This window comes from Ruegeria sp. BHSC037, assembly GCF_059613045.1.
Window position 1 is genome coordinate 68699 of sequence record NZ_JBXWRT010000003.1, and the last position, 13302, is coordinate 82000.

Annotated in this window: 14 protein-coding genes; 4 read left to right on the top strand and 10 right to left on the bottom strand. The window is 63.9% G+C overall.

Annotation, left to right across the window (positions count from 1 at the left end; genetic code table 11):
- Positions 1-133: 133 nt before the first annotated feature.
- From AC2FMN_RS03590 to AC2FMN_RS03615, 6 genes are all read right to left on the bottom strand, one after another.
- Positions 134-607 (bottom strand): GNAT family N-acetyltransferase, encoded by a 474-nt coding sequence (locus tag AC2FMN_RS03590; protein WP_496686334.1) that lies wholly within the window; start codon positions 605-607, stop codon positions 134-136.
- A gap of 100 nt (positions 608-707) precedes the next feature.
- Positions 708-1985 (bottom strand): phosphopyruvate hydratase, encoded by a 1278-nt coding sequence (eno, locus tag AC2FMN_RS03595; RefSeq protein WP_496686336.1) that lies wholly within the window; start codon positions 1983-1985, stop codon positions 708-710.
- Between the two features lie 135 nt (positions 1986-2120).
- Positions 2121-3005 (bottom strand): DMT family transporter, encoded by an 885-nt coding sequence (locus AC2FMN_RS03600; protein ID WP_496686339.1) that lies wholly within the window; start codon positions 3003-3005, stop codon positions 2121-2123.
- 144 nt (positions 3006-3149) lie between these two features.
- Entirely contained in the window at positions 3150-3563 is a 414-nt protein-coding gene (locus AC2FMN_RS03605) for a Fur family transcriptional regulator (protein ID WP_005982689.1), read from the bottom strand.
- A gap of 81 nt (positions 3564-3644) precedes the next feature.
- A complete protein-coding gene (locus tag AC2FMN_RS03610) occupies positions 3645-4349 on the bottom strand; it encodes an endonuclease/exonuclease/phosphatase family protein (protein WP_496682305.1) in 705 nt (234 codons plus the stop codon).
- Positions 4350-4435: 86 nt separating this feature from the next.
- A complete protein-coding gene (locus AC2FMN_RS03615) occupies positions 4436-5854 on the bottom strand; it encodes a protein adenylyltransferase SelO (RefSeq protein ID WP_496686341.1) in 1419 nt (472 codons plus the stop codon).
- Between the two features lie 66 nt (positions 5855-5920).
- Between AC2FMN_RS03615 and AC2FMN_RS03620 the strand changes: the two genes are divergently transcribed.
- Together AC2FMN_RS03620 and AC2FMN_RS03625 are read left to right on the top strand one after the other, a co-directional pair.
- Positions 5921-6340 (top strand): cupin domain-containing protein, encoded by a 420-nt coding sequence (locus tag AC2FMN_RS03620; RefSeq protein ID WP_496686344.1) that lies wholly within the window; start codon positions 5921-5923, stop codon positions 6338-6340.
- 90 nt (positions 6341-6430) lie between these two features.
- Positions 6431-7972: a phospholipase D family protein gene (locus AC2FMN_RS03625; protein WP_496682299.1), complete on the top strand. Its 1542-nt coding sequence runs from the start codon at positions 6431-6433 to the stop codon at positions 7970-7972.
- 12 nt (positions 7973-7984) lie between these two features.
- Here AC2FMN_RS03625 and AC2FMN_RS03630 read toward each other — a convergent pair whose 3' ends face one another.
- The 3 genes from AC2FMN_RS03630 to AC2FMN_RS03640 all read right to left on the bottom strand — a co-directional run bounded on the left by AC2FMN_RS03630 (position 7985) and on the right by AC2FMN_RS03640 (position 10177).
- Positions 7985-8437, bottom strand: a complete 453-nt coding sequence (locus tag AC2FMN_RS03630) for a TspO/MBR family protein (protein WP_496682297.1) — start codon at positions 8435-8437, stop codon at positions 7985-7987.
- A gap of 29 nt (positions 8438-8466) precedes the next feature.
- Positions 8467-8931 (bottom strand): aggregation factor core, encoded by a 465-nt coding sequence (locus AC2FMN_RS03635; RefSeq protein WP_496686346.1) that lies wholly within the window; start codon positions 8929-8931, stop codon positions 8467-8469.
- Positions 8932-9055: 124 nt separating this feature from the next.
- Positions 9056-10177, bottom strand: coding sequence for an anhydro-N-acetylmuramic acid kinase (locus tag AC2FMN_RS03640; RefSeq protein WP_496686349.1), 1122 nt, complete (start codon positions 10175-10177; stop codon positions 9056-9058).
- 63 nt (positions 10178-10240) lie between these two features.
- Between AC2FMN_RS03640 and tyrS the strand changes: the two genes are divergently transcribed.
- A complete protein-coding gene (gene tyrS, locus AC2FMN_RS03645) occupies positions 10241-11491 on the top strand; it encodes a tyrosine--tRNA ligase (protein WP_496682290.1) in 1251 nt (416 codons plus the stop codon).
- A gap of 46 nt (positions 11492-11537) precedes the next feature.
- Here tyrS and AC2FMN_RS03650 read toward each other — a convergent pair whose 3' ends face one another.
- The gene (locus AC2FMN_RS03650) at positions 11538-12239 is read right to left on the bottom strand and encodes a GntR family transcriptional regulator (protein ID WP_496682288.1); all 702 of its coding nucleotides are present in this window, start codon (positions 12237-12239) and stop codon (positions 11538-11540) included.
- A gap of 112 nt (positions 12240-12351) precedes the next feature.
- On the opposite strand from AC2FMN_RS03650, the gene AC2FMN_RS03655 reads away from it, so the two are divergent.
- Positions 12352-13302: a GlxA family transcriptional regulator gene (locus AC2FMN_RS03655; RefSeq protein ID WP_496682286.1), complete on the top strand. Its 951-nt coding sequence runs from the start codon at positions 12352-12354 to the stop codon at positions 13300-13302.

Genomic DNA, 13302 nt, shown 5'->3' on the forward strand with positions numbered 1-13302 from the left:
CTGTACCGTCAGACTACGCCCGTCGCTGCGGTGCGCGTAGGTAAAAGTTCACACATAATAACATTTATGTTTGCTTTTTTGGCGGTTCCGCCCCCCAAAAAACTGAAATTTTGGGCAATTCCGCTGCAATTCCCTAGGCTTCGGCGGTATCGCCCCGCAGCGACATTTCAAAGAACAACAATTGCCCTCGGGCGATTTCGGGAATGTCGGAATAGGCATCGCGTAGCTTGAACCCCAAGGACAGGTACAGCCGAGTCGCCGCCTTCAGCGGTTTTCCGGTGTCCATCCGGATCATCTCGAACCCGTCCTTGCGGCACTGGGCAATCAGTTCCTGCATGACTGCACACCCCGCGCCAGTACCCCGAGCAGCCTCGGTCACGAACACGCGCTTGATCTCGGCGATACCCGGCCCGATTGTCTGGAACATCCCGCAGCCCACCGCCTGCCCATCCAGCATCGCCAGCCGGGTCCCACCCTTGGGCGGCATATGCTCGACCTCGATGGCCGCCAGAACGGAGGCATATTTCTCGGGCGGATAGAACGTGTTGACGACCTGCCGCGACCGTTCGTCCAGTGTCAGTAGAAAGGCGTGATAGTCCCAACACAAACGCCGGACAGCATCAAACTGCTCCGGCGTTCTAGGTTCAATGATGCTGAGCATTAGGGACCCCCGGCCAATGTCGGGGATCAGACTAGCAGCTTGTGGCTTACTTGCGAAGGATCGAACGCCCCGCGTATTCCGCGACCTCGCCCAGCGTTTCCTCGATGCGGATCAGCTGGTTGTACTTGGCCAGCCGGTCCGACCGCGCCAGCGAGCCGGTCTTGATCTGACCGCAGTTGGTCGCCACGGCCAGATCGGCGATGGTGGCGTCCTCGGTCTCGCCCGAGCGGTGTGACATCACGTTGGTATAGCGGGCGCGGTGGGCCATATCCACGGCGCGCAGCGTTTCGGTCAGCGAACCGATCTGGTTCACCTTGACCAGCATCGAGTTGGCGCAGCCCTTCTCGATCCCCTCGGCCAGACGCGCGGGGTTGGTCACGAACAGGTCGTCACCCACCAGCTGCACCTTGCCGCCCAACTCGTCGGTCAGCGCCTTCCAGCCGTCCCAGTCATCCTCGGACATACCGTCCTCGATCGAGATGATCGGATAGTCGTTCACCAACGCTGCCAGATAGGCCACGTTCTCGTCACTGCTCAGAGTCTTGCCCTCGCCCGACAGGACGTATTTGCCATCCTTGTAATACTCGGTGGCCGCGCAATCGAGCGCCAGATAGATCTCGTCCCCCGGCTTGTAGCCCGCCTTCTCGATCGACTTGAGGATGAAATCCAGCGCTTCGCGGGTCGAAGCGATGTTCGGGGCAAATCCGCCCTCGTCGCCGACACCGGTGGCCAGCCCGGCCGCCGACAGTTCCTTTTTCAGGGTGTGGAAAACTTCCGAACCCATGCGCACCGCCTCGCGGATGTTGCTGGCGGCCACGGGCATGATCATGAATTCCTGGATGTCGATCGGGTTGTCGGCGTGTTCGCCACCATTGATGATGTTCATCATCGGCACCGGCAGAACCCGCGCCGAGGTGCCACCGACGTAGCGATAGAGCGGCTGGGTGGTGAAATCCGCCGCCGCCTTGGCCACCGCCAGCGAAACGCCCAGAATTGCGTTCGCACCCAGACGGGCCTTGTTGGGTGTGCCGTCCAGCTCAATCATCGCGGCGTCGATCGCCACCTGCTCGGTCGCGTCAAAGCCCACCAATTCTTCGGCGATCTCGCCATTCACGGCGGCCACGGCTTCGAGCACGCCCTTGCCCATGTAACGGGACTTGTCGCCATCGCGCTTCTCAACCGCCTCATAGGCGCCGGTCGACGCGCCCGAGGGCACGGCTGCCCGGCCCATGGTGCCGTCTTCCAGAACCACGTCCACCTCGACGGTGGGGTTGCCCCGGCTGTCCAGGATTTCGCGTGCGTGGATGTCGATGATGGTGCTCATGATACCGGTCCCTGAAAATGCGTTCGGTTGCATGCCTCATACCAGCACACGGGGAAAAGTAAACCGGGTCCGTTATCGCTAACACGCATATTTTCCGGCCTTTAGCGCCAACAGCAGCGTGTTTGCGCCAACAGGTCAGCAGACCGCCGGAGCCATGGCTCGCGCAATGCGCCGTTCGCGGATGAACGTGTACATGCCCGACCCGATGATCAGCGACGCGCCGATCATGGTCATCAGGTCCGGTCGTTCGCCGAACATCCACATCCCAGCCAGGATCGAGAACAGCAGACGCGTATAGCGGAACGGGGTCAGGGCCGAGGCCTCGCCCACGCGCATCGCCGTGACGATGCCGAAATAGCCCAGCACGCCAAAGCCCACCGCGCCGATATAGGGGCCGACCTGCCCGGCCTGAAGCGGCACCAACGGCTGGCCCGCCATCAGCATCAGAACGCCCCCCGCCAGCGCCACCGCCGCATAGGCCTGCAACGCCACCACGGCCGAGGCCACCCGCGCGTCCAGCCGCCGGGTGATCAGATCGCGCGCAGCGATGGCGATCACCGTCGCCACCACGAACAGAGCCTCGGGGCGGAACCCGTCCAGACCGGGGCGGATGACCATAAGCACCCCGGCGAATCCGACGCCAATCGCGCTCCACCGCCGCCAGCCAACGTGTTCGCCCAGAAACAGCGCGGCCCCCATAGTCACCGCCAAGGGCATTGCCTGGAACACGGCGGCGACCGTTGACAGATCGACCAGCGACAAGGCGGTCACGAAGCTGAGCGCGCCGACGGCCTCGGTGCCCGCGCGGATCAGGGGCAAGGGCTGCCAGGCGGCCCGGTCAAAGATCCGCTTGCGCGTGACCACCGCCATCAGGGCAAAGGCCAGCCCGCAGAACAGGCCCAGAACCAGCATGACCTGCCCGGTCGGCACGGAAGTCGACAGGTGCTTGATAAACATGTCCTCAAGCGTGAAGGCGGCCATCGCCCCGATGATCAGCAGAATGCCCTGTACGTTGTTCATGCGCGCGTCTCCGTCCGGCGGGCCCGTCTTGCCCGACCGGCGCAGGAAATCCCGATTGCCTCGGTCTGGCAACCCGCAACCTGACCACGAATGATGAATTGATTTGAGCCGACCGTTCGCGTTTCGTGATGGGTCGGTGCCGGATCAGTCCTTGTCCAGCGGCACGCCGTATAATTCCAGCCGGTGCCCTTTCAGGCGGTAGCCCAACTTGGCGGCAATCTTTTCCTGCAGAGCTTCGATTTCGGGGTCCACGAACTCGATCACCTCGCCCGAGTTCATATCGATCAGGTGATCGTGGTGGTCGCGCTCGGCATCCTCATAGCGCGCGCGCCCGTCGCCGAATTCCAGCCGCTCGAGAATTCCGGCCTCTTCGAACAGTTTGACGGTGCGATAGACGGTCGCGATCGAGATGCCCGCATCCAGCGCCGATGCGCGGGCGTAAAGCTCCTCGACATCCGGATGGTCGTCGCTTTGTTCCAGAACGGTCGCGATGGTCCGGCGCTGGCCGGTCATGCGCAGGCCTTTGGCTTCGCAACGCGCGATGATCGTGTCCGGCATGGCACCCCTCAGAATCCGTTCGGGTCTCTGTCTTAGTCTGTCCGCACGGGTTTCGCCACCGTGTTTTGCACCCTTGCCGACTCAACCGGCCAGGCGCAGATCGGCCCAGACCGGCAGGTGGTCCGAGGCGATATGCGCGGGCCGCTCCCCGTGCACACCGTGGGCCAGCGCCTCGAGCCCGCCGCCCAGCGCGATCCGGTCCAGCGCGCCCAGAGGCTGCGCGGCGGGAAAGCTGGGCACAGGCGGCAGGAACCGCATGTCGGGAGCAAGGCGGTCAAGGATCGGCTGGCGCGACCATTCGTTGAAATCCCCCGCCCAGACGGTGGGCATCCGGTCCAGCGCGCGGCCGTCCTGCCGCAGGTGAATGATCTGCTGGCGGCGCCACGCCGAGAACAGCCCCAGATGCATCCCCATCACCCGCAGGGGGCCGATATGCGTATCGAACTCGACCCGGACCGCCCCGCGCGGTTCGAGCCCCGGCAGATCGTGATGCGCGGCGCGGCGCACCTGAATGTGGTCGCCCCGCCAGATCACGGCGTTGCCATGCCAGCCGAGGCTGCCCGCACCGCCCAGATCAACGATCTTCCACCCCGCCTCGTCCAGCATGAAATGCGGCAGCGCCGCCGGGCGCGGCGGCAGGCGTTTGTCAGCCTCTTGCAGCACCACGATATCGGCGCTCAGCCGATCCAGCACCTGCAGGATACGCTGCGGCTGGCGTCGCAGGTCCAGTCCGACGCATTTCTGGATGTTGTAGCTGGCAAGGCGCAGCTTGGGCAAAGTGGTCATCGGTTTTCTACGGTTGTACCCCGTCAGGATTCGCAGGATCGCGCCCGGACGCAAGCCGATAGTTCAGCACAGATGCCGAAACCCGCTCAGGTGCCGCAAAAGGTGGCATGCACCACCTCGTCCTGCGTGGGCGGGTGCCTCAGGTCGGCGGCGTCGGGCTGGTCGTCATAGGGTTGGGCCAGCACAGCGTTCAGCCGGTGAAACAGGGCATATTCGCCCTGAACGGCGGCCTCGATCATCTGCTCGACCTGGTGGTTGCGCGGGATGAAGGCGGGGTTCGCCGCGTGCATCACTGCAACCGGGTCAGCCTCGCGCGTCAGCCGCGCGCGCCACCCCTCGGCCCAGCTGTCAAAAGCCGCCGAATCGGTAAACTGGTCCCGTGCCGCATCGCTGCCCAGCGCGCGGAAGGTATTGGTGAAATCGGCCTGGTTCTGCGCCATCCGCGTCAGCAGGTCCGAGATCAGTGCAAGGTCGCCGTCCTCCTCGGTGGTCAGGCCGATCTTGGCCCGGAATCGCCTCAGCCAGTGCCGCTGCATCAAATCGGGCATGGCATGTACGATCTCGGTCGCCTCTTCCACGGCGGCCTGCTTGTCCTCGATCTGTTGGATCAGCGCCGTCGCCAGCTGTGCAAGGTTCCACACCGCGATCTCGGGCTGGTTGGAATAGGCATAGCGCCCCATCCGGTCGATCGAACTGTAGACGGTGTTCGGATGATAGCTGTCCATAAAAGCGCAGGGGCCATAGTCGATGGTTTCGCCCGAGATGGCGCAGTTGTCGGTGTTCATCACCCCGTGGATGAAGCCCACCGCCATCCATTGCGCGATGAGCGCGGCCTGCGCGTCACGCACGGCGCGCAGTAGGCCCATTGGCCCGACGGCGTCCGGGTAGTGGCGCGCGATGGCATAGTCGGTCAGCCGCTGCAGGTCGGCGATCTGGCCGCGTGCGGCGAACACCTGAAACGTACCCACCCGCAGATGGCTTTGCGCCACGCGGGTCAGCACCGCGCCGGGCATCGGGCCCTCGCGCAGCACGACCTCGCCGGTTTCCACCGCCGCCAAGGCACGCGTGGTGGGAATGCCCAGCGCGTGCATCGCCTCGGACACGACATATTCGCGCAGAACCGGCCCCAGCCAGGCCCGCCCGTCGCCCTGCCGCGAGAACGGCGTGCGCCCGGAGCCCTTGAGTTGAATGTCGCGGCGGATCCCGTCCGTGCCCACCACCTCGCCCAGCAGCACCGCGCGCCCGTCGCCCAGCTGTGGGTTGTAGTTGCCGAACTGGTGGCCGGAATACAGCTGCGCCAGCGGCTCGGCCCCGTCCGGCAGGGTATTGCCCGCAAACACCTGCGCCATGTCCTGCGCGTCACCGGGCGAGATGCCCAGCACCTGCGCCAGATCGTCATTGAAAGCCACCAGCCGCGGCGCGCGCACGGGCTCAGGCGACTGGCGCGCATAAAAGGCGCCGGGCAGCCGGGCATAGGAATTGTCGAAGGGGATCGTCAGTGTCATGGCGCAAACATATGATCTGTGCGCAGTATTGCCAGCACCAAATCCCATCGCCGTGAAAGGCCCGCCATGACCGCCGACCAGATCATCGACCACCTGCAGTTGCAGCCCCACCCCGAAGGCGGCTGGTATGCCGAGACATGGCGCGCGGACAACAGCGGCCGCCCGACCGCGACCTGCATCTATTTCCTGCTGAAACAGGGCGAGGCCAGCCACTGGCACCGGGTCGATGCGACCGAGATCTGGCTGTTTCACACCGGTGCACCGCTGATCCTGTCGATCAGCGAAAGCGACACCGGACCGGCAAACGATCACATGCTATCCCCTGACCTGAGCGAGGGTGCCCCGCAGGTCATCGTACCCGCCGGGCATTGGCAGGCCGCCCGCAGCACCGGGGACTACACGCTGGTCAGCTGTACCGTTTCACCGGGTTTCCAGTTCGACGGGTTCGAATTGGCGCCGCCGGAATTCGAAATTCCCAGGGGCTAAACCTCCGGCCCCTGCTGAACCACGCTTGAACTTGCCCTGCCCGATGCGGCAAGGTTCGCTTGTGAATGATTGGGCAAAGATGAGGGCGCGATGCGGCTGATCAAGACTTTGGTGACCGTGGCCGTGATCCTCGGCCTGGGCGTGTTTGGGCTGCGGTTGGCCTTTCCGCTGCCCGAAACCAATTTCTCGGAGCAGACATACAGCCAACCCGCGGATTGGACGGGTCCGCTGGGCCAAGCCATCGAGCCGGCGATTCAGCGCAATCCCGGACTGGATGGCGTCCGCCCCCTCGGTCAGGGGCACACCGCATTCGCCGCCCGCGCCATTCTCGCGCGTGAGGCGGTCTCGTCCATCGATGCCCAATACTATATCTGGCAGGATGACGTGACCGGCCTGATGCTGCTGGACGAATTGCGTGCGGCGGCGGAACGGGGCGTGCGCGTGCGCCTCCTGGTCGATGACAATGGCATCTCGGGGCTGGACACGCTTCTGGCGGAACTGGATGCCATGCCCACGGCCCATGTGCGCATCTTCAACCCGTTCACTCTGCGCAACCCCAAGCTGCTATCCTATGTGTTCGATTTCGGCCGGTTGAACCGCCGCATGCATAACAAATCCATGACAGTGGACGGCGTGGCCACGATTGTCGGGGGCCGAAACATCGGCGACATCTATTTCGACTATGGGGCCGGAACGCACTATCTGGATGTCGATACCATCGCGATCGGTCCTATCGTGGACGAGGTTGCAGCGTCGTTCGATGCCTACTGGAACAGCGGCTCGGCCTATGATGCCGCGTTGTTCCTGCCTGCAGCGACCGATCCAAGCCTGAAGGCATTGGCCGAGGCCGCGCGTCAGACCGCTGCCGGGGCCGGATACCAAAAGGCGATCCGCGACAATGAACTGGCCGACCGCATCGCCGACCGCGATCTGCCGTTCGAGTGGAGCGCTATCGAACTTTTTGTCGATGACCCGGCAAAGGGACTTGGACAGGTGGAGGACGAGAACCTCATGGTCGAGCGTCTGATAGCCTTTGCCGAAAGCTCCGAGACGTCGCTCGATCTGGTCTCGGCCTATTTCATTCCCGGTCCCCGCGGGGCCGAGTTGCTCGAACGGTTGGCGTCGTCTGGGGTCAAAGTCCGGGTCTTGACCAACTCAATGGATGCGACCGATGTGATGCCGGTTCATGCCGCTTACATGGCCTACCGCGACGACCTGCTGGCAAGCGGGGTTCAGTTGCTGGAGCTGCGCGCGTTGCGCGCCGAGCATAAGGCACGCAGCCTGCCCGAGATTCTTGCAGGCTCTGCCTCGGGCCTGCATGCAAAGGTGTTTGGCTCGGATGGCAAACGGATCTTTATCGGCTCATACAATCTGGATCCACGTTCGGCCCGGCTGAACACCGAGATGGGGCTGCTGATCGAGAGCCCCGCGGTCGCTGCAGATCTGGCCCGGCAACTGGACAAGCCGGAATTCGCCTATCGCGTCGAAATGGCCGATGACGGCGGCCTGGTCTGGATTCAGCAGACCAACGACGGAACGACCACGACCTTTGAGACTGACCCGAACACCTCTCGGTTCCAGCGCGGCCTTGCCGCCGTCGTCAGGTGGCTGCCGGTCGAGTGGATGCTCTGACCACCGCCGGCGTCAGTTCAGGACCGCGATCGATAGATTCAGTATGGTGGCGAATGCCACCCATGCCAGATAGGGCACGAACGCCCAGGCCGAAACGCGGTCCACCGGGCGGACGCGCGCGATGAACAGCACAATCACCACCAGAAGCGCAAGAATCACTAACAATGCCAGCCACGGCTGATGCAGCACGAAGAATGTGGGCGACCACAGAAAGTTCAGGCCCAACTGCGCCCACCACAGGCGCATCGCGGGTGAACTTCGGTCGCGTTCGAACTGCCGCCAACCTGCCATCGCGATCAACACGTAAAGAACCGTCCAGACCGGGCCGAATACCCATCCCGGCGGGTTGAAGACCGGTTTGTTCAGGTTCGCATACCACTCACCCGGACCTGTCAGAGTGCCGATCAGTATGCCGCCACCCATTACCAGAACCAGAAATGCGATACGTGTCAGGGTCTTGGTCATGCCGGTTCCATCCGCAGTTTCACCGCCGCTCAGCAGGTCCCGACCGGTATAGCCGCGCGGGCCGCCGACGAAAAGACACCACGCTGGGGGTTCTGTGCGCCTTCCAGAGAGACCGTCGCGCCCTGGATCTCGGCCCCCGACACGATGATCTCGCGTCCGCCACCTGTGTCATCCACGTCGATCGTAAACGCGATTTCTGCACCGGGCGGCATCGCCCGGATGTCCAGATCGACCATCGACTGTCCGTCCTGAACCTGAGGCAACCCGTTCAGATACTCGGACCCCGCGACCATCTCAAAAGGCTGAAACACTTCAACCCCTGCCCCCGAGCCGGTGACATCAAAGATCAACCCGCCCTGTGACGAAGACAAATCCAGACGCACAGTTGCAGCAGACAGGTTGCAATCGCTGGCATTGCGAAGAACGAAACGGTCCTTTGGCGCTCCCTCGACGAACTCAACCAGCACTTCGGCCATGGCAGGCACTGCGAGCATGAACGCAACAGCACAACCGGCCGCATTTTTCACAAGGGAACCGATCATCTTCATCTCCGGCGTTGTTGTGGCTACTGCTACGATTACGCCCGGGTGCCTTGGCAGGATCATTTTTCGCCGCGTTTCAGCGCGGTGCGCCCTGCGACACCCGGCTGACCGTGCCTCCGCCGACCAAGGCCTTGACCCCTGTGGTGCCGGGGCAAGAGGTCGGCATCCCCCGCGCCACGCGCACCGCCAGATAGGCAAAGGCCTGCGCCTCGAGCATGTCGCCGTCCAGCCCCACGGCCTCGACCGGATCGACCGGGCAGTCCAGCGCCACGCGCAGCATCTCCATCAAAACCGGGTTCTTGCGCCCACCGCCGGTGACCAGCACCCGCGCGGGCGGTTTGGGACAATGCTCCATCCCCTGCACCACCCCGGCGGCGCTCATGCCCGTCAGGGTGGCGACTGCGTCAGCGTCGCTCAATTCCTTTACCAGACCGATCATTTCGGCGAAATCGTTGCGATCCAGCGATTTGGGCGGCAGACGGTTGAAATAGGGCTCGGCCAGAAACAGCTCCAGTGCTCCGGCCTCGACCGAGCCCTGCCGGGCCAGCGCGCCGTCGCGGTCCATCGGTAGGCCCAGACGCGCCTGTACCAGATCGTCGATCGGCGCATTGGCCGGGCCGGTGTCAAAGGCCAGCAAAGCACCGGGCGCCTCGGGTCCGTCAAAGGACGGGTCCACATAGGTCAGGTTGCCGACGCCGCCCAGGTTCAGAAAGCACAAGGGCGCCGTCGCCCCGACATATTTTGCGCAGGCAAAGTGGAAGAACGGTGCCAGCGGCGCGCCCTCGCCACCCATGGCCACGTCATCGCTGCGGAAATCCCAGACCACGGGCACACCCAGCGCGACCGCCAGCCCCTCGCCATCGCCCACCTGCAACGTGCCCTTGCCGCGCGGCTCATGCGCAAGGGTCTGGCCGTGAAAGCCGATCAGCTCCACGTCCTCGAATTCCGACAGCAGCTCGGCATGGGCGCGGGTCACCAGATCTTCGGCGGCGTGCACCTCGGGGCCGCTCCATTTTCCCAGCGCGGCGCGAAGCAGCTTGCGCTCGTCCTCGCTGTAGGGCCGGTAGGCACTGTCGCCGAACCGCAGGATCTGCCGCCCGTCGGTTTCCACCACCGCCGCGTCGACCCCATCGAGCGAGGTACCCGACATGGCCCCCAGTGCCCGCACTGCCCCAACTTTGCCTCGGGCCTTATTCATGGCCTTTTCCTTCCCTCGTTCGCCGCCTATAACGTGCCCCGCAATTCAACCCCGAGGCAAGACATGACGTATCACCCCAAATCGGATTTCATCGCCACGATGATCGAGCGCGGCTTTCTGGCCGATTGCACCGATTATCAGGGCCTTGACGATGCTCTGACAAGCGGGGTGCAGACAGCCTATATCGGGTATGACGCCACCGCCCAGTCCCTGCATGTCGGGCACCTGATGAACATCATGGTTCTGCGCTGGTTTCAGAAGCTGGGGCACAAGCCGATCACCCTGATGGGGGGCGGCACCACCAAGGTGGGCGATCCGTCTTTCCGCTCGGACGAGCGCCCCCTGCTGGGTCCCGAGCAGATCGACGCCAACATCGCCGGCATGCAGAAGGTGTTCGACAAGTACCTGTCCTATGACGACAGCGACACCGGCGCGCTGATGCTGAACAATGCCGAATGGCTGGACGACCTGAACTATCTCGATTTCCTGCGGGACATCGGGCGGCATTTCTCGGTCAACCGGATGCTGTCCTTTGAATCGGTGAAATCGCGGCTGGACCGGGAACAATCCCTGTCGTTCCTCGAGTTCAACTACATGATCCTGCAAGCCTATGACTTTCTGGAACTGAACCGCCGATATGGCTGCATCCTGCAGATGGGCGGATCGGACCAGTGGGGCAATATCGTCAACGGCATCGACCTGACCCGCCGCGTGCTGGATCACGAGATCTATGGCCTGACCACGCCCCTGCTGACCACCAGCGATGGGCGCAAGATGGGCAAAAGCCAGGGCGGCGCCATCTGGCTGAACGGCGACATGCTGTCGCCTTACGAGTTCTGGCAGTTCTGGCGCAACACCACCGACGCCGACGTGGGCCGTTTCCTGAAGATCTTCACCGAGCTTCCCGTAGACGAATGCGACCGCATGGGCGCGCTGCAAGGGTCCGAGATCAACGAGGCCAAGATCCGTCTGGCCAACGAAGTCACGACCCTGCTGCACGGTTCCGAGGCCGCGGCCAAGGCCGAGGCCACCGCGCGCGAAGTGTTCGAAAAGGGCGGCGTGGGCGGCGACCTGCCCACCCTGACCCTGACCGCCGAAGATCTGGGCGATGGCATCTCGGTTGTGCAGCTGATCGTGAAGTCTGGCCTGGCGAAATCGGGCAAGGAGGCCAAGCGCCTGATTTCCGAAAACGGCGCCCGTCTGGACGACGCACCGCTGACCGATGCGGGGCTGATGATCGACGCGGCGGCCCTGTCCTCGCCCATCAAACTGAGCGCCGGCAAGAAACGGCACGCGCTCGTGCAGTTGGGCTAACCCGTCTGACCCCAAACACGACGGCCGCCTCAGGGCGGCCGTTTTTTTATCCGCGCTCGACCGAGCCCAGCGGCAGGTCCAGACCGGCGGGCGTCACGAACAGCTCGATCTGGTCGCGCGACAGCGCCCAGTGATCGGCCGCCAGCTGCCCCGCCGCCGCCTCGTCGCGCGCCTCGATCGCGGAGATGATGGCGTCATGCTGGTCGCAGGCCAGATCGAGGCTTTCACCCATCCCGGCCTGATCCGGGCGGTAGAAGGTCATGCCGATGCGCGCATGGTCGATCAGCAGCCGCTGAAACGACGGCAGCAGGTAGACATTCGCCGCCATCTCACCGGTGATCTCATGGAACTGGTTGTTGGCCAACGCGCGATCTTCGGCCGAGCCCGTCCGCAGGGTTGCCCGAAACGCCGCCTGCGACGCCTTCAACCGGTCGATCTGGTCTCCCGTGGCGTTCTGCGCCGCCAGCCGCAGCACCGCGCCATAGATCATCGGCGCCACCAGGAAGAAGTCGCGCAGCGTGGCATAAGACATCTGGGACACCCGCGCGCCCCGGTTTTCACGCAGTTCAAGATAGCCCAGCCCGGCCAGATGCCGGAACACTTCGCGCAGCGGTGTGCGCGACAGGCCGAACGCCTCGGACAGCTGCGCCTCGTCCAGGTCATCGCCGGGGCGCAGTTTCAGCGTCATCACCGCCGCCTTCAGATGCGCGGCCAGCGCCGCCTTGCGGCTTTTCGTGTCGTCTTTCATCCCCAACCTTCGCTTCGGTCGAATCGCGACACCCAGGATGTCGCCCCTGCTCTTGCCCGATAAAATGCAACTTGTACACAATCAGCCTGACCGCCCATGATAGACTGAGCGCATGACCCGCCCGCAACACTTCTGTTTCATCCTCGTTCCCGAGTTCTCGCACTTGGCCTTCTCCTGCGCGGTCGAGCCGCTGCGCATCGCCAACTGGGTCAGCGGCGAGGAGCTGTACCGCTGGTCCTTCGCCTCGGAGGACGGCACGCAGGCGGTGTGTTCGAACGGGTCCGTGACACTGGTGCATGGCGGGCTGGCGAACCTGCCGAAATGCGACCAGATCTTCGTTTTGTCGGGCATTCACATGCGCGATCACGTCAGCCGCTCATTGCTGGCCGCACTGCGCCGCGAACGGGCGCGCGGTACGGCCATCGGGGCGCTGTGTTCGGGCGCGTGGCTGCTCGCCGAGGCCGGGTTCCTGAACGGGATGCAGGCGGCGATCCATTGGGAATATCACGACGCCTTCATGGAGGCTTTCCCGGACGTGAACCTGGTGCGCAGCGTCTTCGTGGCCGATGAAAAGCACATGACCGCCTCGGGCGGCACCGCGACCGCCGACCTGATGCTGCACCTGATCGAGCGCGACCACGGGCAGGACCTGTCGATCGCGGTCGCCGACCAGATGGTCTATAACGCCGTGCGCAACGCGACCGCCGATCAGCGTGTGTCGCTGCAATCGCGCAACGGCATGCGCAACGCGCATCTGGCCAAGGCGATCCAGATCATGGCCGACCGCATCAACGACCCGATCTCGCCGGCGTTGATCGCCGAACAGATCGGCATCTCGACCCGCCAGCTGGAGCGTTTGTTCGGAAAATACCTCAACGCCTCGCCCAAGAAATACTTCATGGAGTTGCGGCTGGACCGCGCGCGAAACCTGCTGTTGCAGACCGAATCCTCGGTCACCGACGTGGCCTTTGCCTGCGGCTTTGAAAGCCCTGGCCATTTCTCGCGCGTGTATCGCGCCGCCTTTGGCGTCACCCCGATGCAGCAGCGCAGCCGGCTGGATTAG

Excerpts from the sequence above, each read along its gene's own strand:
- tyrS (WP_496682290.1), top strand. The coding sequence starts at position 10,241 with ATGACGTATCACCCCAAATCGGATTTCATCGCCACGATGATCGAGCGC.
- AC2FMN_RS03615 (WP_496686341.1), bottom strand. The coding sequence starts at position 5,854 with ATGACACTGACGATCCCCTTCGACAATTCCTATGCCCGGCTGCCCGGC.
- AC2FMN_RS03655 (WP_496682286.1), top strand. The coding sequence starts at position 12,352 with ATGACCCGCCCGCAACACTTCTGTTTCATCCTCGTTCCCGAGTTCTCG.
- AC2FMN_RS03610 (WP_496682305.1), bottom strand. The coding sequence starts at position 4,349 with ATGACCACTTTGCCCAAGCTGCGCCTTGCCAGCTACAACATCCAGAAA.
- AC2FMN_RS03605 (WP_005982689.1), bottom strand. The coding sequence starts at position 3,563 with ATGCCGGACACGATCATCGCGCGTTGCGAAGCCAAAGGCCTGCGCATG.
- AC2FMN_RS03640 (WP_496686349.1), bottom strand. The coding sequence starts at position 10,177 with ATGAATAAGGCCCGAGGCAAAGTTGGGGCAGTGCGGGCACTGGGGGCC.
- AC2FMN_RS03620 (WP_496686344.1), top strand. The coding sequence starts at position 5,921 with ATGACCGCCGACCAGATCATCGACCACCTGCAGTTGCAGCCCCACCCC.
- AC2FMN_RS03625 (WP_496682299.1), top strand. The coding sequence starts at position 6,431 with ATGCGGCTGATCAAGACTTTGGTGACCGTGGCCGTGATCCTCGGCCTG.
- AC2FMN_RS03635 (WP_496686346.1), bottom strand. The coding sequence starts at position 8,931 with ATGCTCGCAGTGCCTGCCATGGCCGAAGTGCTGGTTGAGTTCGTCGAG.
- eno (WP_496686336.1), bottom strand. The coding sequence starts at position 1,985 with ATGAGCACCATCATCGACATCCACGCACGCGAAATCCTGGACAGCCGG.
- AC2FMN_RS03630 (WP_496682297.1), bottom strand. The coding sequence starts at position 8,437 with ATGACCAAGACCCTGACACGTATCGCATTTCTGGTTCTGGTAATGGGT.
- AC2FMN_RS03650 (WP_496682288.1), bottom strand. The coding sequence starts at position 12,239 with ATGAAAGACGACACGAAAAGCCGCAAGGCGGCGCTGGCCGCGCATCTG.
- AC2FMN_RS03600 (WP_496686339.1), bottom strand. The coding sequence starts at position 3,005 with ATGAACAACGTACAGGGCATTCTGCTGATCATCGGGGCGATGGCCGCC.